This is a genomic window from Streptomyces tirandamycinicus (assembly GCF_003097515.1).
Taxonomy (GTDB): domain Bacteria; phylum Actinomycetota; class Actinomycetes; order Streptomycetales; family Streptomycetaceae; genus Streptomyces; species Streptomyces tirandamycinicus.
Genome location: NZ_CP029188.1, coordinates 6,155,432 through 6,176,121 on the forward strand (window position 1 = coordinate 6,155,432; position 20,690 = coordinate 6,176,121).

The window sequence follows — 20,690 nt, forward strand, 5'->3', positions numbered from 1 at the left end:
GCCGACCCGGCAAGGAGGACGCGTGGACGTGGACGATCCGCACATCCATGTCGAGTCGAAGGTGGCCCACGACTCCGCCGCCGTCCGCAACGTGGTCGCGTCCACCTTCGGTCTGGCGGGTGACCCGCCGAGCGCCGTTACCACCGGATGCGGCACGCGGGTGCCCTTCGCGATGACGTCGCCGCGTCCGGACAGGGTCACCTGTCTTCCCTGCCGGGAGTACGCCCGGCGCCAGCACCTGCGCTCCGCGGAGTGGGTCGAACGCCTCGGCACCGTGCCGGGCTCGACCGTCAGCCGCGCCCAGGCACAGCAGGCCGCGGACAGGCACCGGGAACTCGCGGAGAGGTTCGCCGACGCAGGGCACTGAGCTCCCCGGCGGTCTTGGGGCCGCGGATGGCGCTCTACCTGGCTCCTTCCCTCCTCGGCACCAGCGACCTGGTGCGGAGTGGATCCTCCGGGGCATCGAGCCCGGGCGTCGGCGCTTCGCGCCGCGAAGCCCTGGACACGTCTTCATACGGGACTCGCGACGCAGCAGCGGCACGACCACACGTCGCCCACACCCTCGGGGTGTGCCGACGCCCCGTTCGGTACCGCCGCCGGCCGCACCGCGGGGGCCGGACCGGCCGACGCGGCCCGGGGGGCCGTACCGTCGGCGGTACCGGACCCGGGCGTCGCGCCCTCACATCAACTGCCGCCGCACCAGCTCGTGCAGCCGTCCGCCCACCTCGGCCAGCAGCCGGGCGGGCGGGCCCTGCTGCACCACCCGGCCCTCGGACATGACGATCACGCGGTCGGCGTCCATCACCGTGGACAGCCGGTGCGCGATGACGACCCGGGTGGCGCGCAGCGCCCGCGTGCTCTCGGTGACGATCCGCTGGGTCGCGTTGTCCAGGGCGCTGGTCGCCTCGTCGAAGAACAGCACCCGCGGACGGCGCACCAGGGCCTGGGCGATCATCAGCCGCTGCCGCTGACCGCCGGAGATCGCGCCGCTGCCGGAGATCATGGTCTGCATGCCCATGGGCATCCGGCGGATGTCCTCCGCGAGCCCCGCCATCTCGGCCGCCGCCCAGGCCTCTTCCTCGGTGAACGGCTCCGCGCCCCGGATGCAGTCCAGGATCGAGCCGGTGAACGGCTGGGAGTTCTGCAGGACGACACCGCACTGGCGGCGGACCGCCGCCTGGTCCAGGGCGGCGAGGTCCTGGCCGTCGTACAGCACGCTGCCGGAGGCGGGACGGTCGAAGCCGATGAGCATGCGCAGCAGGGTCGACTTCCCGCAGCCGCTGGGCCCGACGATCGCGACGAACTCCCCGGGCTCCACGCTGAAGGACACGCCGTCGAGGACGAGGGGCCCGTCGTCGGTGTAGCGGAAGGACACCTTGCGGGTCTCGATCGCACCCGACAGCCCGCCCGGCTGGGTGCTGGTGCCCCGTACCTCCGGAGCCTCGTCCAGTACCGGCTTGACCTGCTCGAACATGGGCAGTACGGCGGCGGCCGAGACCAGCGCGCCGGTCAGCTGGGTCACGGACGTCAGCATCATCGTGACGGCCGTGTGGAACGTGAGGAACTCGCCCGCGCTCAGGCTGCCGCTCGCCGGGCCCGCCAGCAGCATGAACATGATCAGCGCGCTCAGCGGCAGATAGACCGCGTCCAGAACGGTCGTCAGATTGCGGATCCGGCCGGCCCGCCGGTGCAGCTCCCGGCTGCGCGCGAACTGCTTCGCCCAGGCCGCGTACGCGAAGCTCTCCGCCGCCGCGACCCGCAGCTTGGGCAGTCCCCGCAGGGTCTGGAAGGCCTGGTTGTTGAGCTTGTTGTTCAGTTCGACCAGCCGGCGCTGCCAGCGCAGCTGCCACAGCCCCATGCCGAGGAACACCGTGCCGATCACCAGCAGCATGCCGATCGCCGCCAGCGCCAGCGGCACGCTGTAGACGAGCAGCAGCACCATGTTCATCGCGCCGACCGTGCTCGCCTGGACGACGACCGGCCCCACCCCCGACAGCAGCCGCCGGATGGCGCTGATGCCCATGGCCGCGCTCGCCAGCTCACCGGTGGAGCGCTCCGCGAAGAACTTCGTCGGCAGCCGCAGCAACCGGTCCCACACCGCGGGCTGCAGCGTGCTCTCGATGCGTCCCTCCAGGCGCAGCACGGTGAGGTTCTGCATCAGCATGAACACCGCCGACACGCCGCCCGCGACCATCACGGCCACCGACACCTGGACGATCAGGTCGGTTCGGGCCCCGGGCACGTACTCCCCGAGCACCTTGCCGGTGGCGACGGGCACCACGGCACCGAGGAGGACCGCGACCAGTCCCGCGACGGCCAGGTTCCGCACGTCCGTGCGCGAGCCGCGCAGGCTGAAGACCGTCAGCCGCCACAGGCTCATCGGCCGCTCGGGCAGCGGCCGGTAGAACATCACGGCCCGAGGCTCGAACTCCTCGGCGTTCTCCTCGTCCACGCGGATACGGCTGCCGGTGGCCGGGTTCACCGCCCGGTACCCGCCGCGCCGCCACAGCAGCGCGACCGGCGCCCCGGACTTGGCCCGGTGGCCCACCAGCGGGCCGCAGTCCTCCCGCCACCAGCGGCCGTCGAGCCGGACGGCCCGGGTGCGCACCCGGGAGGCCAGCGCGATCCGCTCCACCGGGCCGGTCCGCTCGTCGACCGGTCCGCCCCGGGGCGGTTCGGTGAGCGTGATACCGGCCGTCGAGGCGACGAGCCGGCACACCGCGTAGGCGGCGTCGTCGGACACGGCGTTCCGGGAGCGCGCCGAAGAGGCCCCGCGGGAGCGGCCGATGGACGCCAGCAGCGCCTGGTCGGCACCGGCGCGCACCGCTTCGCCGGCCTTGATCCCCGCCGCCGCCCGGTCCTCGTGGGCCTGCTCCATGCGCTCGATCCAGCGGTCGAGCCCCGACAGCAGCCGGTACTGCTGGTTGACCATCTGCTGCCACAGGGCGCCGTCGACGAGCAGACCGGTCGCGGCCTCGGCGCTGAACGCGGCGCCGTACTGCACACTGCCGGGGAACACCGGCAGCCACAGGACGTCGTCGTCGGTCACCGCGTCGTCGTCCGCCGTCCGCCCGTCCAGCGGCGCCTCGAACAGCACCCGCTGACCGCGCCCGACGCCGAGCGCGAACGCGTGCTCCAGCAGGCTGAGAGTGCCGTCCTGGCTGTCGTACCCGCTCTGATAGGGGCTCTGGTACGACCAGGCGTCGCCGTACCCTGACTGCGGCCGGAGCTCCAGCAGCGGGATGCGGCGCAGTACGCATCCCTGCAGCGGGCGGCCGACCAGGGTGTGCTGGGGGCCCTCCACCGGGCCGAGGAGCAGTGTGCCCTGCTCCAGCCGCCCGAGGAAGTGCCATTGCCCCTGCCGGGCCGCGTCGACCGCGAACAGGTCGAGCGCGCCGTCGACCAGCAGCCACAGCACCTGCGGGCCCTCCAGCGGCAGACTGCGCAGCCCGGCGCAGTCGACGTGCTGCCCGAGACCGCCGAACGCGGCGAGCACCGCGTCGTCGGGACGCGCGGACCCGGCGTGGTGGCCGGGCTGTACGGGGATCACGTCAGTGCTCCTTGACCAGTTCGGCGTACGCGCCCCCGCGCGCGAGCAGTTCCTCGTGCCGGCCGCGCTCCACGACCGTGCCGTGGTCGAGGACCACGATCTCGTCGCTGTCGCGGACGGTGCTCAGCCGGTGCGCGATCACCACGCAGGCGCAGCCGCGGCGGCGCAGATTGTCGATGATCAGCTGCTCGGTCTCGGCGTCCAGCGCACTGGTCACCTCGTCCAGCACCAGCACACTGGGGCGGCGCACCAGTGCCCGGGCGATCTCCAGCCGCTGCCGCTGCCCACCGGAGAAGTTGCGGCCGTCCTGCTCGACCCGGCCGTGGACGCCGCCGGGCCGCCGGGCGACCACGTCGTACAACTCGGCGTCCCTCAGCGCGTCGGCGACGGCCTCGTCGGTGATCGAGGGGTCCCACAGGGCCACGTTGTCGCGTACCGTCCCCTCGAACAGGAACACCTCCTGGTCGACGAAGGAGACGGATGCGGCCAGCGCGCCGCGCGGGATCTCGTCCAGCCGCCGTCCGTCGATGCGGATGACGCCCTCCCACGGACTGTAGAGGCCCGCGATGAGCCGGGACACGGTCGACTTGCCGCTGCCGGAGCCGCCGACGAGCGCGACCTGGCTGCCCGGCCCCACCGACAGCGAGAAGCCGGTGAGCAGCGGCTTGTCCAGCGGGCTGTAGCCGAAGGCGATGTTCTCCAGCGTGACGTGCCCGCGCAGCCTGCGGGTGCTCGCGGGGGGCTCGGGGCGGGTGTACAGCCCGTCGGCGGGGAAGTTCTCCACGTCCTTCAACCGGGCCACGTCGGCGGCGAAGTCCTGGATGCGGGACGCCATCCCGTTGAGGCGGGTGATCGGCGCGGTGAACCGTGTCACCAGGGCCTGGAAGGCCACCAGCAGACCGATGGAGATATGGCCCTCGACCGCCCGCATCCCGCCGATCCACAGGATGAGCCCGCTGTTCAGCGTGGCCAGGGCGGGCGCCACGACGGCGAGCGCGGCGCTCGGCACACCGAGCCGCTGCTGCTCCTCCAGGGTGATGGCGTGCTGCCCGGCCCAGCGGCGGAAGTAGCCGTTCTCGCCGCCGGTCGCCTTCATCGTCTCGATGAGCTGGATGCCGGTGTACGAGGTGTTGGTCAGCCGGGCGCTGTCCGCGCGCAGCTTCTGGGTGCGGGTCGCCCGCAGACGTACCACGATCCGCATGGCGACCACGTTGAGCAGCGCGATGAGCACCCCGACGACGGTGAGCTGGGGGTCGTAGGTCCACAGCAGCAGCGCGTAGAGGAGGACGACGACGCCGTCGACGGCGAAGGCGGTGAGATCGCGGGCGAGGGTCTCGGCGACCGCGTCGTTCGACTGCAGCCGCTGGACGAGGTCGGCGGGACTGCGCTGGCCGAAGAACGTCACGGGCAGTCTGAGCAGGTGCCGGAAGAACCGGGCGCTGCTCAGCGTGGAGGAGATGACGCGGCCGCGCAGCAGGTTCGCCTGCTGCAGGCCGGTCAGCACGGCGGTCAGTGCGACCATCGCCGCCATCGAGGCGAACAGCACACCCAGCAGCGAGGTCTGACGGCCCACCAGGTACATGTCGATATAGGTGCGGCTCAGCGCGGGCAGCGCCGCGCCGACCGCGACCAGCAGCAGGCTGGCGAGCAGCGCGGCGAGCATGGTGCCGGTGGTGCCGCGCAGCCGGGCGGGCACCGAGCGCAGCACGCCGGGCCTGCGGCCGCCCCGTCGGAAGCCGTCACCGGGCTCGAAGACCAGCACCACCCCGGTGAAGCTGGTGTCGAAGTCCTCCATGGACACGAACCGGCGGCCCTTGTCGGGGTCGTTGATGTGCACCCCGCGGCGGCCGAGACGGTGGCCCATGCCGTCGTGGACGACGTAGTGGTTGAACTCCCAGAACAGGATGGCGGGCGGCCGGACCCCGGCGAGCGCCGCCGGTTCCATCTGCATGCCCTTGGCCTGGAGGCCGTAACCGCGGGCCGCCTTGAGGATGTTGCTGGCACGGGAGCCGTCGCGGGAGACACCGCAGGCGATCCGCAGCTCCTCCAGGGGCACGTGCCGGCCGTAGTGGGCGAGCACCATGGCGAGTGCGGCGGCACCGCACTCCACGGCCTCCATCTGGAGCACGGTGGGGGTGCGGACGCTCTTCTGCCTCGCGGGCGCGGCGGGCCTGCGGGCGCGGCGCGGGTTCGCCCGCCGCTGATCGCCGCCGCGCCGTCCGCCCGCGGTTCGTGCGGCGGTTCGGGCGGTGGTACGGCCGGTGCTACGGGGAGTGGTGCTACCGGGAGTGGTGCTACCGGGAGTGGGGGAGGGAGCCGTCACGGGAGCAGCCAATCGATCGGGCGCTGGGAGGCCAGGCGGATCGCGCCGCCGGCCGGGGTCATGGACGCGACGGCGTACGGCGGCCCGCCCGCGGTCGACCATGCGTACCCGGATTTGGTGCGGGCGGAGCGGTCGAGCTCCACCAGAACGGCGACGGGCCGGCCCTGGCGGGTGAACTGCTCGGCGAGCTGGGCGTCGCCGAGGAAGCCGGCGATCTGCTGCCGGCTCTGCGGGGCGCGGCCGACGGCCTCGACCCGGCCGCGCAGCACTCCGTACTGCTGCGACGGCACCGACTGCACGGTGAGGTCGACCCGGGCGCCGACGGGGACGGCCGTGCCGTTGTCGGCGGGGAGGTAGAGCACCGCCTTCAGCGGGGCGCCGGTGCCGTCGACGCGTTCCAGCACGGCGACGTCCGAGCCGGTGGTGACGACGGCGCCGATGGTGGCGGCGAGGGACGTGACGCGACCCGGGGCGAGGGTGCGCACGAGGGTGCCGCCCTGCTTGCCGTCGCCTGCGTCCTTCTCTCTGCCTTCGTCGCTCTCGCCTTCTCCGCCGCCGGTGGCGGTGCCCGATCCGGGGCCGCCCGTGCTGCCGCTTCCGGTGGACTCGCCGCCGCTCCCGCTCCGGGCGTCGGCGGTGCGCACCCGCAGCAGCGGGGCGCCGGCCGGGAGGCTCTTGCCCTCCTCGGCGAGTACTTCGGTGACCTGACCCGCGACGGGGCTCTGCAGCACGTAACTGCCCTGGGCGTGGGTGAGAATGCCCGGCGCGCGGACCGTGGGCGAAACGGTGCCGGTGGTCGCCCAGAGGGCACCCGCCGCCATCGCGACCACCGTGGTGGTCAGGACGAGCCATCCCTGCGGGCGGGCGAACCGCACCGGCAGGTCGATCTCCTCCGGCGACTGCAGCTTGGAAAGGGCCTTATGGCGGAACTGCACGACACTCTTCCTCGACTGCGACGATCCGTGCCAGGGGTATGCTGACGCGTGAGCCCCGGAACCTTGACCGTTCCGGGGCTCACGCGTTGCCGGCTCAGAGGGAGGCGGCGTAGCCCGTGAGGGCGGCGGAGTTGAGACCCGCGAACGACTCGACGGCGGCGAGACCGCCACCGGCGACCTCGGAGACCGGGGCGACGGAGTCGACGGTGGAGGTCAGGCCGGCGACCGCGGCCGAGGCGACGGCGCTGTGCAGACCACCGGAGACGTTGTCGAGGTCGGCGTCCGAGATCTCAGCGGTCTCGACCTGGGGGGTGAAGTTCATGAGGAAGCTTCCCTTCATGTGGATGTTTCTCAGGGCCACGGCCGGCCCCGCCGGATTACGTACCGGCCGCGTCGGCGGGCGTGCGGGCCTCCGAAACCGGAAACCGAGTGCAACTCCCGCAGTGCGCAGGATCAAAGCACGGCTGCGGACCCGACAGCCAATCCCCCGGCGCCGGGCCGGGGCCCGATCCGCCGGGCCATTAACGTGACGTGCAGGCGCGTCCACGAGGTGGTGGCGACTTCTTCACATGTTCCACCGGCTCGACTCCGTCCGTTCCGGATGACGGTCCGTCGCGGAATCGGACACTCCGGTCCCAATGGATCAGCCTGCCACCGGTACCGGCCGGACGGAGCGGGGAGCGGCAATGGCGTTGCACCGGCCGCGTGTTCGGTGTGCAGATTTTCGGAAGACTCGGTTCCGGGCGGCGGGCAGGGGCATGGGCGGCGGCCGGGCCGGGCACCGCGGCCGGCCGGCGGCCACGGGCCCGCACGGGCCCGCACGGGTCCGGCGGACGGGTGGGCCGCCCCCGGGGGCGGCCCACGCGGCTGTCAGCGGGAGGTGCCGAACGCCTGCGTCCACCAGGGCCCGCCGGAGCCGTCGTGGATGCCGACGCCCAGCTCCTTGAACGAGCAGTTGAGGATGTTGGCCCGGTGGCCCGGGCTGTTCATCCACGAGGTCATCACCGACGACGGGCTCTGCTGACCCCGCGCGATGTTCTCCCCGTAGGTGCTCCACTGGTAGCCGGCGGCGGTGATGCGGTCTCCGGGATCGGTGCCGTCCGGGCTGGTGTGGTCGAAGTAGCCGCGGGCCGCCATGTCCTCGGAGTGGCGCCGTGCGGCGGTCTCGAGCTTGTCGTTGCTGCGTACCGGCCCGCATCCGGCCTTGGCGCGCTCGGCGTTGACCAGGGCGACGACCTGCTCGGCGTCCCCGCTCGGCAGCTCGGGCTCCGGGGCCGGCGCCTCGCGGGTGGGCGTCGGCCGGGGCTTCGCCGTGCTCGGCTTGGGCTTCGGCTTCACCGTGCTGCTGGGGCTCGCGCTCACGCTCGGGCTGGGTGAGGCCGAGACGGAGCCAGAGGCGGAGGCGGAGGGCGACGGGGAGGCGGAGGCCGTGGTGGACGGCGAGGGCGTCGGCCGCTCGGTGGCGGCCGGGGCGGCCACGGTGGAGGCCGGCTCCTCGGACTCGTCGGGGCCGAGCAGGAGATGGGCCGTGCCGCCCGCGACGACCAGTGCGGCGACCGCGGCGGCCACGGCCGTGGTGCGGCGCCGCCGCCGGGCTCGGTCCAGTCGGGCCTGGGTACGGGCCGAACCGGCGCCCGCCGCCTCGCCGGAGCCGGCCGGATCCCCCGACCGGCCCCCGGCCCCGGCGCCGCCCGCGCCGGGGGCATGGGAGGCGTACGGGGCGCCCTGGGCGTGACCGTCTGCCGGAGCGCCGCCCGGGTGCGCCGCGCTGCCGAACGACGCCGTGGCCGCGGTGGCCGCCGTGTCCGTCATGTGCAGGGTGTGCGGGGCGAAGGCCGCCGCCGACGCGGCCACCGGCACCAGGGCGAGGCCCACGAGCAGCCCCTCGGCGGGCACCAGCCCCGACCAGTGCCCCGCACAGACCGTGCAGCCCCGGGCGTGCCGGGCGATCCGCTTGCGCCACAGGGCGGAGGGCAGAGCGTCCCAGCTCGCGACGATCGGCTCCAGCAGCACGCACCGGGGCTCCGCGGCCAGCGCGCGGACCACCACGCGGGCCGTCTCCAGCTGGGCCTTCATCCGCTGCACCCGTACCGCGGTGTGCTGTGGGGACAGCTCCAGCGCGGCGGCGACCTCCTCGCGGGACAGCTCCCCGGCGGCCTCCAGCCACCACAGCGACAGCAGAGCGCGGTCGTCCTCGTCCAGCCAGCGCGTCGCCTCGGCGGTCTCCCTGCGCTGACCGGAGAGGCCGAGGCGGGTGATGGTCAGGTCCACGAAGTCCGCGCCGGGGTCGACGACGTCGTACGCCTCCTCCAGCCCGCCGGCGCCGGGTATCGCGCCCGTGCGGCGCTCACGCCAGTGGCCGCGTATCTGGTTCATGGTGATGGCGACCAGCCAGCTGCGGAAGCTGTCCGGGCTGCGCAGTCCGTCCAGGCCGCCGAGGACGCGGAGCATGGTCTCCTGCACCACGTCGTCCACGTCCGCGTGCCCGTTCATGGCGCGGCCGACGATGTTGTAGACCAGCGGAAGGTACTCGGCCACGAGCCGGTCCTGGGCGTGCTGGTCACCGGCCTGCGCCGCCATGATCACCGCGGCTTCGCGTTCGCTGCTCACGCTGTGTCCACTCTCTTCCTGCGCTGTGGCGTGTCTCCCCCGACAGTTGGGAGACGTGCTGCCTCCGCCCCGATAACGGAAATCGGATAGGAGTACGCAGAAACAGCCGGGAGTGTTAGATCCGCACGCCAGGCGCGCAGGACCGCGGCGGAGGGTTCGAACAGTTCGCCCGGAATGCGGGCCGGCTCGTGCCACTCCCAGCGCACGATCTTGTCCGGCTCGGTGACCTCCGGTTCGCCCGCCACCCCCGTCACCAGGGCGGCCGCCGAGATCCGGGTCAGTCCGCGCTTGCCGTCCACGACCACGGCGACGACGGTCACGTCCTCCTCGCGGACCCGCAGCCCCGTCTCCTCGGCCAGCTCCCTGGCGCCCGCCCGCTCGAAACTCTCCCCGGGGTCGACCTTGCCACCGGGCAGCTCCCAGCGCCCGCTGTGGTCCAGGCCGAGCAGGACGCGTCCACCGGGCTCGAGGACGATCATGCCGACGCCGGTCAGGCCGTTGGGTGCGGGGAACGCGCGTGCCGGCCGCTCGCCGGGGGCGGGGGAGTGGGTCGTCATGCGGGGATCGTACGAGGTTGCGAATCCCGCCCGTGGCGGCGCCGCTGCGGGGCGCCGGTGGCGGTGCGGGGCGCCGGACGGGCGCCGTGCGTGCGGCCCGCGCCGGGCCGTGCCCCGCCGCCCGGGGCCGCCGCCGCGGCGGGAGCCCCGGGGGCCGACCGAGGGAGGGCTACGGGAGGGACCGCGGGAGCCGTCCGTGGGAGGGCTCGCGGGGCACGGAGGCCCGGGTGCGGCGGTCCGGGGCACGGGAGGCCCGGGGCGCGGGGCGCGGAGGCCCCGGGTACGGCGGCGGATTCCAGGGGCCTCCGCTCGGCGCGGGGTCGCGCCCGGGAGGGGCTCAGACGCCCTGGGTGCTTCTGGCTCCGCAGCGTGCCCACGCGGGCGCCACGCCGGTGATCTGGCAGACCATGAGGTACAGCGGGATGGGCGGGGTGTACGGGCTGGAGTCCTCCGGCCAGTGGATCAGCCGGGCGCCCGCGGCCGGCACATACGCCCCGCGCGAGTAGTACGCGGGCAGCGGCCATTCCAGGTCCTGGTCGGAGCCCGCCGGGACGATCCACCACATCCAGTCCGTGTCCGCGTAGACACAGCCCGTGTGCGGGAGGCGGGACAGCAGCCGCCTGCCGTGCCGGGCGGGCAGGCCGACGGCGTCGTGGCCGAGGGTGGCCGGCAGTTCCGGCGGGACGTCGAGGCGGGACTGTCCGCGGGTCTCGTCGCGTACGCGGGAGAGCAGGCCGGCCATCGACCTCAGCACTGCCGCCCCAGTGCCAACTCGGCCCAGACGACGCGGCCGGGCCCGGGGTGCGCGTCGTGCGCGCCCCAGGCGCTGCTGACCGCGTCCACCAGCAGCAGCCCGCGGCCGCCCTCCTCGGCGGAGACCCGGCGCAGCCGCGGTTCGCCCGGCGGGCAGCCCTCGTCCTGCACCGCTATCCGCAACTGGCCCGGCACGTCGTGCAGTTCGCACAGGACGCGCCGGCTCGCGGTGTGCACCACGGCGTTGGTGAACAGTTCGGAGGCGACGAGCGTCATCGTGTCGAAGTGGCTCTCGTCGATGCCCCAGCGTGTCATGCGGTCCTGGATCAGGTGCCGGGCGCGCCCGACCGAGTCGGCGCGGCCCGGGAGCTCGAACCCGAAGCGGCGGATCGCCGGCACCGGGGAATCCGGCCGGCGCGGCACCGCGAGTACGGGCCTGAGCGTGTTGCCAGGAGCCACGACCAATCCTTAACGGTGGGGAAGCAGTGCCGTACATGCCTCTTCCCGGGCACGGCGCGGCAGCCTCGTGAACTGGTTCACCGAGTCACTCTCCCCTCGAACCCGACACTTGGCAAGGGGCACTCTGGAAATTGCAGAGTGTCGAGTTCTGGGAGACAGTGGCATGGCACACTCGGCGTGACACCGGATCACGGCGTCGGGGCGGGCACATACAGAACAGGGCGCCGGGGAGGTCGGTAGTGAGCGAGCCGCGGTCCGCCCCCACCGTGGGGCAGGTCGTACTGGGCAGGCGACTGCAGGATCTGCGGGAGCGGGCCGGCCTGCGACGCGAAGAGGCCGCCAGGGTGCTCCATGTGGCCCCCGCGACCGTCCGCCGGATGGAGACGGCGGAGGTCGCCCTCAAAATCCCCTACGTCCAGCTGCTCCTGAGGGCCTACGGCGTCCCCGAGGAGGAGGCCGAGGGCTTCGTACGGCTCGCCGAGGACGCCAACCGGCCCGGCTGGTGGCAGCGTTTCCACGACGTCCTCCCCGGCTGGTTCAGCATGTACGTCAGCCTGGAGGGAGCGGCCGCCCTCATCCGCGCGTACGAACCGCACTTCGTCCCCGGCCTTCTCCAGACCGAGGACTACGCCCGCGCCGTCATGCGCAGCGGGGCCCTCGGCGCCACCAGCGCCGAGGACATCGAGCGGCACGTGGCGCTGCGCATGGAACGCCAGGGGCTGCTCAGCCGGTCCGACGCACCCCGATTCTGGGTGATCATGGACGAGACGGTGATCCGCCGCCCGGTGGGCGGTTCGAAGGTGATGCGGGCCCAGCTCGACCGGCTCCTCCAGGCCGCCGAGCGGCCCAACGTCACCCTCCAGGTCGCGGAGTTCGCGACCGGACCGCACGCCGGCACCTACGGCCCGTTCGTCCTCTTCCGCTTCGCCGTGCCCGAACTGCCGGACATGGTCTACAGCGAGTACCTCACCGGCGCGGTCTACCTCGACGCCCGCCCCGAGGTGGCCTCGCATCTGGAGGTCATGGACCGCATGGCGGCCCATGCCGCCACCGCACAACGCACGAAGGACCTCCTCAGGAGCGTCCGCAAGGAGCTGTGAATGGACCGCATCTACAACGGCATGCCCGCCCGGGAGCTCGGCTCGGAGGGCTGGCACAAGCCGTGGAGCGGCGGCAACGGCGGCAACTGCATCGAGGCCATGAAGCTGGCCGACGGCAGGGTCGCCGTGCGCCAGTCCGCCGATCCCGACGGCCCCGCGCTCATCTACACGCACGGTGAGATCGCCGCTTTCATCCAGGGAGCCAAGGCCGGTCAGGCAGACTTCCTCCTGACGTGAACGGCCGGCCACCGACCCCCGACGGCCGGGGGCGGGCTCGACCGGCCCGACCCCCGATCGGCGACCGCCGCCGTACGTGCGGTTCCGCCGCACACCGCCCACCCCCCGACCTCAGGAGGCGCCAGATGACCGGGCAGGACCCCGCCGCCGTACACATCGACACCAGCAAGCCGCACCCGGCCCGGATGTACGACTGGTTCCTCGGCGGCAAGGACAACTACCCGGTCGACGAGGAGATGGCCAAGCAGCTCCTCCAACTCGACGCCCGCGGCCGCGACATGGCCCGGGTCAACCGCGCCTTCATGCACCGCGCCACCCGCTGGCTCGGCGGCAACGGCATCCGCCAGTACCTCGACATCGGCACCGGCATCCCCACGGAGCCCAACCTGCACCAGATAGCCCAGCAGGTCGCGCCCGACTCCCGTGTCGTCTACTGCGACAACGACCCGATCGTCCTCGCCCACGCGGAAGCCCTGCTGCGCAGCACCCCCGAGGGCGCGACCGAGTACATCCAGGCCGACGCCCGCCGCCCCGCGGCCATCATCGAGGCGGCCGGCAAGGTCCTCGACTTCGACCGCCCCGTCGCCCTGTCGCTGCTCGCGCTGCTGCACTTCGTGGACGACGAGGACGGCGCCTACGAGCTGGTGAACCGGCTCGTGGGGCGGCTCGCCCCCGGCAGCTACCTCGTGCTGTCCCACACCACCGGCGACTTCGACCCCGAGAAGGCCGCCCTGGCCCGCGCGATGTACAGGGAACGGGGGCTCACCCTGCGCCCCCGCTCCCGCGACGAGTTCACCCGGTTCTTCGACGGCCTCGACCTCGTCGACCCCGGGGTGTCGCTGACCGCCGAATGGCACCCCGAACTCGGTGAGGCCGTCGCCGTCACGGGCGACGACCCCATCCCCGGCTACGCGGGCCTCGCGCGCGTGCGCTAGCCGCTCCCGCCACGGAGGTCTCGCCTGCCGTCCGGCGGCGGACGGCGGGACGGCGCGACGGCAGGGGTGATGTGGGCGGGGCGGCCGGAGGGGCAACGGGGTCGGCGGGGCGGCGGAGCATCACCCCGCCCCGGTCGCCCCTCGCGTCCCGCCCCGCGCTCCGAGGACCGCCCGGTACGGCGCGCCCGGGCCGGGCGGGCTCCGGCGACGCGGCCGCGGACGCCGCCGTCTCCCACCCCCGTCTCAGCCGCCTCCGCGCCTCAGCCGCACCGTCACGATCTGGAACGGCCGCAGCGCCAGCGGTACTCCGCCGTCCTCCACCACCAGAGGCGGACCCTCCAGGGGCCGCTCCAGCAGGTCCGCCAGTACCGCGCCGGCCGCCGGGAAGCCCGGACGCAGCACCGTCGCCGTGCGGCCGCCGAGCGACTCGTAGAGCCGGACGACGACGTCGCCCGAACCGTCGTCGGCGAGCTTCACCGCCTCCACCACGGCGGCGGGGCCGTCCGTCGTCACCACCGGCGGCACTCCGGCGCCGCCCGGGCCGATGCGCAGCGGCAGGTTCAGCGCGTATCCCTCCGCGACGGCGTCCTCCACCGTCGCGCCGGGCAGCAGCGCGTAGGTGAAGCGGTGCGGGCCCTGGTCCGCCCGGGGGTCGGGGATGCGGGGGGCGCGGACCAGGCTCAGCCGGACGGTCGTCGTCGTGCCGCCGTCCTCCGCGCGCGTCGTACGGGAAACGTCGTGCCCGTACGACGAGTCGTTGAGGATCGCGACGCCGTAGCCGTTCTCGCCGACGTGCACCCAGCGGTGCCCGTAGACCTCGAAACGCGCGGCCTCCCAGCTGGTGTTGGTGTGGGTGGGCCGGTGGACGTGGCCGAACTGGATCTCGGCGGTGGAGCGCTCGGCATGCACGTCGACCGGGAACGCGGCCTTCAGGATCTTCTCCGTCTCATGCCAGTCGATCTCGGTGACGACGTCGACGCGGCGGCTGCCGCAGCGCACCGTGACCGTCTGCACGATCCGCGAGCCCCGGCCGAAGGTCCGCTCCACGCGCAGCGCGCCGAGCAGCGGGCTGTCGTCGGCGATCCTGATGGTCGCCCCCTCCAGCAGGTCGGTGTACCGGTGCAGGTAGTGCCGGTCGAGGTCCCAGGCGTCCCAGTGGTTCGGCAGATCGCCGTGCAGCCGCAGCAGATTGCCCTTGCCGCCGGGCGCCAGCACCTCGCGGCCGGCGACCAGGTCCCGTACGGAGCCGAAGGTGCCGTCGTCGGCCAGCTCGACCCGTACGAGCCCGTTGTCCAGCGCCCGGTTGGTCACCCTGACCGGCGGTTGGGCCGGAGCCTGCGGCACGACCCGGGCCGAGCCGCAGGCCGGGACCTCCACGGCGACGGGCGCCGAGCCGTCGGAGAGCCTCGGCAGCCCCGGGTCGAGCACGTCGGCCAGCAGCGGCGGCACCCGTACCACCTCGGCCCGGTCCCGGGGGCCCGCGTTGTAGACCCACGGCTCGACCCGCCCCGCCCCGCTCACCGCCTCCAGGGCCTGCGCGGTGAGCGCCTCCAGCTCCTTCGTGACCCGGGCGTACTCCGCCTCGGCCTCCCGGTGGACCCAGGTGATCGACGAACCCGGCAGGATGTCGTGGAACTGGTGCAGCAGCACCGTCTTCCACAACCGGTCCAGCTCCCCGTGCGGGTAGGCGTACCCGGGCACGTGCAGGGCTGCCGCCGTCGCCCACAACTCGGCCTCCCGCAGGGCGTGTTCGCTGCGCCGGTTGCCCTGCTTGGTGCGGGCCTGCGAGGTGTAGGTGGCGCGGTGCAGCTCCAGGTACAGCTCACCCGACCACACCGGGGCGTCCGCGCGGCCCGCGTACTCCTCCCGCGCCGCCTCGAAGAAGGCGTCCGGGTGCTCGACGACCACCTTCGCCGAACCCTCCAGGTCGGCCAGCCGGCGGGCCCGCTCCAGCATCTCCCGGGTGGGCCCGCCGCCGCCGTCGCCGTGCCCGAACGGCGCCAGCGACCGGGTGCCGAGCCCCTTGTCCGCGTAGTTGCGCACCGCGTGCGCCACCTCGCGCCCGGAGAGGACGGCGTTGTAGGTGTCGACGGGCGGGAAGTGGGTGAAGATCCGCGATCCGTCGATGCCCTCCCACCAGAACGTGTGGTGGGGCAGCCTGTTGGTCTGGTTCCAGGACAGCTTCTGGGTCAGGAACCAGCTCATCCCGGCGAGCTTCGCGATCTGCGGGTAGGCCGCCGTGTAGCCGAAGGAGTCCGGAAGCCACACCCCGTGCGTCTCGATGCCGAACTCGTCGAGGAAGAAGCGCTTTCCGTGCACCAGCTGCCGGGCCAGCGCCTCGCCGCCCGGGAGGTTGCCGTCCGCCTCCACCCACATGCCCCCGACGGGAGCCCACTGCCCGTGCGCCACCGCCTCCTTGATCCCGGCCCACACCTGCGGGCGGTTGTCCCGCACCCACGCGTACTGCTGGGCCTGCGAGCAGGCGAAGACGAGCTCGGGGTACTCCCCGGCCAGCGAGAGCACATTGGCGAACGTGCGGGCCGCCTTGCGCTCGGTCTCCCGGATCGGCCACAGCCAGGCGGTGTCGATATGGGCGTGCCCGACCGCGGACAGGGTGTGCGCGCTGGCGTGGGCGGGCCGGGCGAGGGCCTCGGCGAGGACACCCCGGGCACCGGCCGCCGTCCCCGGCACGTCGTCGAGGTCGAGCACGTCCAGCGCCCGTTCCAGGGTGTACATGATCTCGTGCCGGCGCGGCTCGTGCTCGCCGAGTTCCAGCATCAGCTCCTGCAGCACCTGCAGGTCGAGCGACAGATGCCAGACGTCCTCGTCGAGCACGGTGAGATCGGCCCGGGCGAAGGTGTAGAGCGGCGCACTGCCCGCGGTGCGCTTGTCGCCCATCGGCGTCGGGGAGCGGAAGTGGTCCTTGAGGATGTCGGGGTTGGAGGCGGCCTCGATCAGGAAGGCGACCCGCTCGCCACCCGCCGCGGGGGAGGCGATCGGCACGTACTGGTTCTGCGGGTTGACGGCCTTCACGGGAGTGCCGTCCGGCAGGTGGACCAGCGCCTCGGCCTGGTTCCCCGGCCAGCCGCCGGTGAACCCCAGGTCGAACCACGCCTCCACGCGCCTGCCCGCCCAGGCCGCGGGCACCTCGCCGGCCACCCGGAACCAGGTGGTGCCCCACGGCGGACCCCACGCGGTGCCCGTGGCGAACGGCTCGTACGCGGCCTCCCGGGCCTCCTCGAACGGCACCGGCTCGTCGGGCACCTGCCAGGCCGCCACGGTCAGCGGCACGGACTCCGGGTGGATCACGGGCCGGACGCGCTGCTCCAGTACCCGTGCGACGCGCTGCTCGATCCTGCGCCGTTCGTCGTGCATCCGAGAGCACCTACTTCCGGTTGAGGTGGGCGAGACCGGGGTGTACGGCGGTGTACCCGTCCAGCAGGCGGCGGGCCACGGTGACGGAGTCGACCAGCGGGTGCAGGGCGAAGGCCCGCACGGCGGCGGCGCGCGACCCGCTCTCCGCGGCCGTCATGACCTCCCGCTCGACGGCCTTCACCGCGGTGACCAGACCGGTGGCGTGGCCCGGCAGCGGGTCGACGGCGTACGGGTGGGCGCCGCTCGCGTCCACCAGGCACGGCACCTCGATCACGGCGTCGGCGTCGAGCACGGAGAGCGCCGTACCGTTGCGGACGTTGAGGATCAGCGTGGTGCGCTCGTCGCGGGCGACGGCGCGCATCAGGGCCAGCGCCACCTTCTCGTACCCGCCCGACTCCAGGTCCGTACCCGCCCGTTCACCCGCACCCGACGCCTCCCGGCTGCCGGCCATGTAGGTGGCCTCGCGCTCGGCGAGCGCGGACCGCCAGCGCCGGAGGGAGGGCTCCGCGTAGAAGCCGGCCTGCTGGTCGCGGAGGAACGCCCCGCGGGTGCGTTCCGCCCGCCGGTACGCCCGCACGGTCTCGCGGTTGAAGTAGTAGTAGTGCAGATACTCGTTGGGGATCGCGCCGAGCGAGCGCAGCCAGTCCGCGCCGAACAGCCTGCCCTCCTCCAGGGAGCCGAGCGCCTCCCGGTCGGCGAGGAGCCGGGGCAGCTCGTCCCGCCCCCTCACCCGCACCCCGCGGAGCCAGCCCAGGTGGTTGAGGCCCACGTAGTCCATCCACACCCGGGCGGGGTCGGCGCCGAGCGCCCGCGCGACCCGCCGCCCCAGCCCCACCGGTGAGTCGCAGATCCCGACGACCCGGTCACCGAGCACCCGGGACATCGCCTCGGTGACGAGCCCCGCGGGATTGGTGAAGTTGATGACCCACGCGTCGGGCGCGAGCGCGGCGACCCTGCGGGCGATGTCCGTGGCGACCGGCACGGTCCGCAGGCCGTAGGCGATGCCGCCGGCCCCCACCGTCTCCTGCCCCAGCACGCCCTCGGCGAGCGCCACCCGCTCGTCGGCGGCACGCCCCTCCAGCCCCCCGACCCGGATCGCGGAGAACACGAAGTCGGCCCCGCGCAGCGCCTCGTCGAGATCGGTCGTGGCCTCGACGACCGGTGCGTCCGGCACTCCCGCGGCCTGCTCTGCGAGGACGGTGGCGACGGCACGCAGACGGGAGCCGTCGACGTCGTGGAGGGTGACCCGGGTGACCCGGCCCTCGTCGCGGTCGCCGAGGAGCGCGCCGTACACCAGCGGTACGCGGAAGCCTCCGCCGCCCAGAATCGCCAGTCTCATCCCGCGACCTTCCTCATCCCGCGACCTTCCTCGCCCTGGGCGCCTGCGGAGCGCCGGCGTCCCCCGCCGGTCTTCCCGGTCCGTCTTGCCCGGTTCCGTCCTGCCACAACGCTGTCACCTCGGCGGCGTCCGCGCGAGAACCATGCGGTGTTCCGGCGGTATCGCGTCCCGGGCCATCCTGTCGGATTCCATCGGAAACCATGGGTTTCCGGCGGGCGTCCGGTGGGTGCCTCGCGGGGAGCCCCAGGAAACGGGTTCCCGGGAGCGGGGCGGTGCGTCGAATAATGCGTTGACGTACCCGGAAGGCCTCCTGTTAGCCTCCAGGAGTCCTTCTGCTTCGTTCTGGGCCTGTGTGCCCTGGAAAAGGGTGTTCATGTCCCGGCCCGCGCCGAGTGCGCCTCGCCGCACCGCGTAACCGTCCGCTGCCTTTCGCTGCCCGCTCGTGCGGGCGGCTGCCGGACGCGTCCTCCGGTGCTCTGCCCTGCCCGTCCGCCGCTCCGCGGTTTTCTCGGGCATTCTGACGAGGCCACTCGGCCTGCTCTTGCTGTCACGACCGACTTCCCAGCAAGGAGCATCCGGGTGTCCAGCCACACCACCAACAACAACCACATCCTCAGCCTCGGCACCTTCAGCTGCGCCCGGTGCGGGCTGACCGTATCCGCGTACAGTGCCGACGGCGCGCCACGCAACCACTGCCCGTCCTGCCTGCACTCCCGGCACGTTCTCGACCACGTCGAGGGCGGTCCGAGCGACTGCGAGGGCCGGATGTCCCCCATCGCCATCGCCGTGCTCCGCACCGGTGACTGGATGGTCATCCACCGGTGCGTGCGCTGCGACGAGCTCACCTCGAACCCGGTCTGCGCCGACGACAACCAGCTCATCCTGATGCGCATGGCGGTCCGCCCGCTGGCCCAACCGCCCTTCCCGCTCGAAGCGTTCGGAACCCTCTGATCGCCCGGCAGGGAAGGAGCATCGCCATGTCACGCAACAACCGAAGGCGGCGGCGCCGTCCACAGCGGCACAAGGACGTCCTGCACACCCGGGGCGGGCACCGGGCGAACGACTTCCGGTGCGCGTCCTGCCGGCTCGATGTGCCGGTGGACGCACCCGGCACCGCGCACCGAAACCACTGCCCCCACTGCCTGGCCAGCCTGCATATCGACCGGAAGCTCCCCGGCGACCGCGACGCTGACTGCCGCGGTCGGATGGAGGCGCTGGGCATGTCCGTCCGCCCCGACGGCGAATGGATGATCATTCACCAGTGCGCCTCCTGCGGCGAGCTCAGCGCCAACCGCATCGCCGGCGACGACAACCCCTACGCCCTGGTCCGCCTCGCCCTCAGACCACTCGCCGATCCCACGCACGCCGGCCGCGCCCTGTTCGCCCTGTGACCCGGCCGCGGCGTACCCCGGCGGACCACATCCGCAGCCGTCCCCGCCCACGACCCCCGCCCACGACCCCCGCCCACGGACATCACCACCACGGAAAGAGGAACAGCCCGGCAGTGGAGGTCGGGTCCGGAATCCCGCGCGGCACCGATCGCGTACCCGAGGTGATCACCGCCACCCTCGGCTTCCCGAGGGCGGCGACCTCGCGGGCGCCCTGCGGCTGACACGTACAGGAGCCCCGCCCCCGCCCTCGTCGCCGAGGGCGGGAAGGGGAGCGCCATCGCCCACATCCCGTCCACCCGCGCCTGCATCGGCGGCGCCCGCGCCACGGGCGAACGCACCGCAACCGCAACCGCAACCGTCCCCGGGTAGGGGAAGGGGCGGGACGCGGGACGTGCTGCTCCCGGCACCGGAAGGCCGTGCGGGGGTCGGGGGCGTCACGGCAACGCCGTCGGGCGACGGCACGAAGAGCCTGAAGTCGGTCGCGCACCCCGGAGGTGCCGCGCCGGCCCCTCGCCTGGTGCGGCACCGGGCGCGACACAATGGATGCATGGCCCGACGTACCCCCCGCCCTCCGCGGCCCTCCGTCACCGAGGGATCCCCCTGTCCCTGCGGACTGCCCGCCGCCTACGGAGCCTGCTGCGGCAGGTTCCACACCGGTCGGTCCGCCGCACCCACGGCCGAACTGCTGATGCGGTCCCGCTACAGCGCCTTCGTCGTCGGCGACGAGGGCTACCTGCTGCGCACCTGGCACCCCGACTACCGGCCGGGCGGTGTGGACTTCGATCCCGCGATGCGCTGGACGGGCCTGGAGATCCGGGACACGAGCGAGGGCAGCATGTTCCATTCCACCGGCACGGTCACCTTCGTCGCCCGCTATACCCTCGGCGGGGAGCCCGGCCAGCTGCACGAGCGCAGTCACTTCGAGCGGCACGACGGCGCCTGGGTGTACGTGAACGGCACCTTCATGGATTGACGGGCCCCGCTGCGCGCCCGGGTGGCGCGTCGACGGCCGGGCGGCAGCGCGGGGCGCGGCGGGAGCCGTCCGTACGGCGGCCCGGAGAGCGGCGGCCAGGCGCACCGGCGGGACACGCACCGGCGGGACACGCACCGGCTGGGCGGAGCCCGC

The 20,690-nt window shown here is 73.5% G+C and carries 17 protein-coding genes; 7 read left to right on the top strand and 10 right to left on the bottom strand.

Translation table 11 applies throughout. The features are described 5' to 3' along the window. The first annotated feature begins 22 nt into the window (after positions 1–22). The gene (locus tag DDW44_RS26870) at positions 23–367 is read left to right on the top strand and encodes a hypothetical protein (RefSeq protein WP_108908060.1); all 345 of its coding nucleotides are present in this window, start codon (positions 23–25) and stop codon (positions 365–367) included. A 312-nt stretch (positions 368–679) separates the two neighbouring features. Here DDW44_RS26870 and DDW44_RS26875 read toward each other — a convergent pair whose 3' ends face one another. From DDW44_RS26875 to DDW44_RS26910, 8 genes are all read right to left on the bottom strand, one after another. Further along, the gene (locus tag DDW44_RS26875) at positions 680–3,550 is read right to left on the bottom strand and encodes an NHLP bacteriocin export ABC transporter permease/ATPase subunit (protein ID WP_108908061.1); all 2,871 of its coding nucleotides are present in this window, start codon (positions 3,548–3,550) and stop codon (positions 680–682) included. Between the two features lies 1 nt (position 3,551). After that, positions 3,552–5,669, bottom strand: a complete 2,118-nt coding sequence (locus DDW44_RS26880) for an NHLP family bacteriocin export ABC transporter peptidase/permease/ATPase subunit (protein ID WP_244224118.1) — start codon at positions 5,667–5,669, stop codon at positions 3,552–3,554. A 200-nt stretch (positions 5,670–5,869) separates the two neighbouring features. After that, complete coding sequence (locus tag DDW44_RS26885; RefSeq protein WP_108908063.1) at positions 5,870–6,808, bottom strand: HlyD family efflux transporter periplasmic adaptor subunit; 939 nt, start codon at positions 6,806–6,808, stop codon at positions 5,870–5,872. 94 nt (positions 6,809–6,902) lie between these two features. After that, complete coding sequence (locus tag DDW44_RS26890; protein WP_026164727.1) at positions 6,903–7,130, bottom strand: hypothetical protein; 228 nt, start codon at positions 7,128–7,130, stop codon at positions 6,903–6,905. Between the two features lie 548 nt (positions 7,131–7,678). Next, positions 7,679–9,418, bottom strand: a complete 1,740-nt coding sequence (locus DDW44_RS26895; protein WP_108908064.1) for a sigma-70 family RNA polymerase sigma factor — start codon at positions 9,416–9,418, stop codon at positions 7,679–7,681. Then, positions 9,415–9,975, bottom strand: coding sequence for a nucleotide triphosphate diphosphatase NUDT15 (locus DDW44_RS26900; RefSeq protein ID WP_017944277.1), 561 nt, complete (start codon positions 9,973–9,975; stop codon positions 9,415–9,417). The genes DDW44_RS26895 and DDW44_RS26900 overlap by 4 nt, the downstream gene beginning before the upstream one ends. A gap of 337 nt (positions 9,976–10,312) precedes the next feature. After that, positions 10,313–10,717 (bottom strand): hypothetical protein, encoded by a 405-nt coding sequence (locus DDW44_RS26905; RefSeq protein WP_017944276.1) that lies wholly within the window; start codon positions 10,715–10,717, stop codon positions 10,313–10,315. Between the two features lie 5 nt (positions 10,718–10,722). Next, on the bottom strand, positions 10,723–11,187 hold the full coding sequence (locus tag DDW44_RS26910) for an ATP-binding protein (RefSeq protein WP_244224119.1): 465 nt from the start codon (positions 11,185–11,187) through the stop codon (positions 10,723–10,725). 239 nt (positions 11,188–11,426) lie between these two features. Here DDW44_RS26910 and DDW44_RS26915 point away from each other — a divergent pair, with 239 nt between their 5' ends. The 3 genes from DDW44_RS26915 (at position 11,427) to DDW44_RS26925 (ending at position 13,459) form a co-directional block, all read left to right on the top strand. Beyond that, positions 11,427–12,287, top strand: coding sequence for a helix-turn-helix domain-containing protein (locus DDW44_RS26915; protein ID WP_108908066.1), 861 nt, complete (start codon positions 11,427–11,429; stop codon positions 12,285–12,287). After that, the gene (locus DDW44_RS26920; RefSeq protein WP_017944273.1) at positions 12,288–12,524 is read left to right on the top strand and encodes a DUF397 domain-containing protein; all 237 of its coding nucleotides are present in this window, start codon (positions 12,288–12,290) and stop codon (positions 12,522–12,524) included. It abuts the gene before it with no gap. A 125-nt stretch (positions 12,525–12,649) separates the two neighbouring features. Next, a complete protein-coding gene (locus tag DDW44_RS26925) occupies positions 12,650–13,459 on the top strand; it encodes an SAM-dependent methyltransferase (RefSeq protein WP_018888939.1) in 810 nt (269 codons plus the stop codon). A 243-nt stretch (positions 13,460–13,702) separates the two neighbouring features. On the opposite strand, the gene DDW44_RS26930 is transcribed toward DDW44_RS26925, so the two are convergent. Together DDW44_RS26930 and DDW44_RS26935 are read right to left on the bottom strand one after the other, a co-directional pair. Further along, on the bottom strand, positions 13,703–16,834 hold the full coding sequence (locus DDW44_RS26930; protein WP_108908067.1) for an alpha-mannosidase: 3,132 nt from the start codon (positions 16,832–16,834) through the stop codon (positions 13,703–13,705). 10 nt (positions 16,835–16,844) lie between these two features. After that, positions 16,845–18,173, bottom strand: a complete 1,329-nt coding sequence (locus DDW44_RS26935; protein WP_108908068.1) for a 6-phospho-beta-glucosidase — start codon at positions 18,171–18,173, stop codon at positions 16,845–16,847. 579 nt (positions 18,174–18,752) lie between these two features. On the opposite strand from DDW44_RS26935, the gene DDW44_RS26940 reads away from it, so the two are divergent. From DDW44_RS26940 to DDW44_RS26950, 3 genes are all read left to right on the top strand, one after another. Beyond that, on the top strand, positions 18,753–19,124 hold the full coding sequence (locus tag DDW44_RS26940; RefSeq protein ID WP_108908069.1) for an RNHCP domain-containing protein: 372 nt from the start codon (positions 18,753–18,755) through the stop codon (positions 19,122–19,124). A gap of 26 nt (positions 19,125–19,150) precedes the next feature. After that, a complete protein-coding gene (locus DDW44_RS26945) occupies positions 19,151–19,564 on the top strand; it encodes an RNHCP domain-containing protein (RefSeq protein WP_108908070.1) in 414 nt (137 codons plus the stop codon). Positions 19,565–20,111: 547 nt separating this feature from the next. Next, a complete protein-coding gene (locus DDW44_RS26950) occupies positions 20,112–20,537 on the top strand; it encodes a YchJ family protein (RefSeq protein ID WP_108908071.1) in 426 nt (141 codons plus the stop codon). The last annotated feature ends 153 nt before the right edge of the window (positions 20,538–20,690 follow it).

Bases quoted from the DNA above. Each gene is read 5' to 3' on its own strand.
- DDW44_RS26880 (WP_244224118.1), bottom strand. From the start codon at position 5,669: ATGGAGGCCGTGGAGTGCGGTGCCGCCGCACTCGCCATGGTGCTCGCC.
- DDW44_RS26890 (WP_026164727.1), bottom strand. From the start codon at position 7,130: ATGAACTTCACCCCCCAGGTCGAGACCGCTGAGATCTCGGACGCCGAC.
- DDW44_RS26900 (WP_017944277.1), bottom strand. From the start codon at position 9,975: ATGACGACCCACTCCCCCGCCCCCGGCGAGCGGCCGGCACGCGCGTTC.
- DDW44_RS26905 (WP_017944276.1), bottom strand. From the start codon at position 10,717: ATGGCCGGCCTGCTCTCCCGCGTACGCGACGAGACCCGCGGACAGTCC.
- DDW44_RS26920 (WP_017944273.1), top strand. From the start codon at position 12,288: ATGGACCGCATCTACAACGGCATGCCCGCCCGGGAGCTCGGCTCGGAG.
- DDW44_RS26925 (WP_018888939.1), top strand. From the start codon at position 12,650: ATGACCGGGCAGGACCCCGCCGCCGTACACATCGACACCAGCAAGCCG.
- DDW44_RS26930 (WP_108908067.1), bottom strand. From the start codon at position 16,834: ATGCACGACGAACGGCGCAGGATCGAGCAGCGCGTCGCACGGGTACTG.
- DDW44_RS26935 (WP_108908068.1), bottom strand. From the start codon at position 18,173: ATGAGACTGGCGATTCTGGGCGGCGGAGGCTTCCGCGTACCGCTGGTG.
- DDW44_RS26945 (WP_108908070.1), top strand. From the start codon at position 19,151: ATGTCACGCAACAACCGAAGGCGGCGGCGCCGTCCACAGCGGCACAAG.
- DDW44_RS26950 (WP_108908071.1), top strand. From the start codon at position 20,112: ATGGCCCGACGTACCCCCCGCCCTCCGCGGCCCTCCGTCACCGAGGGA.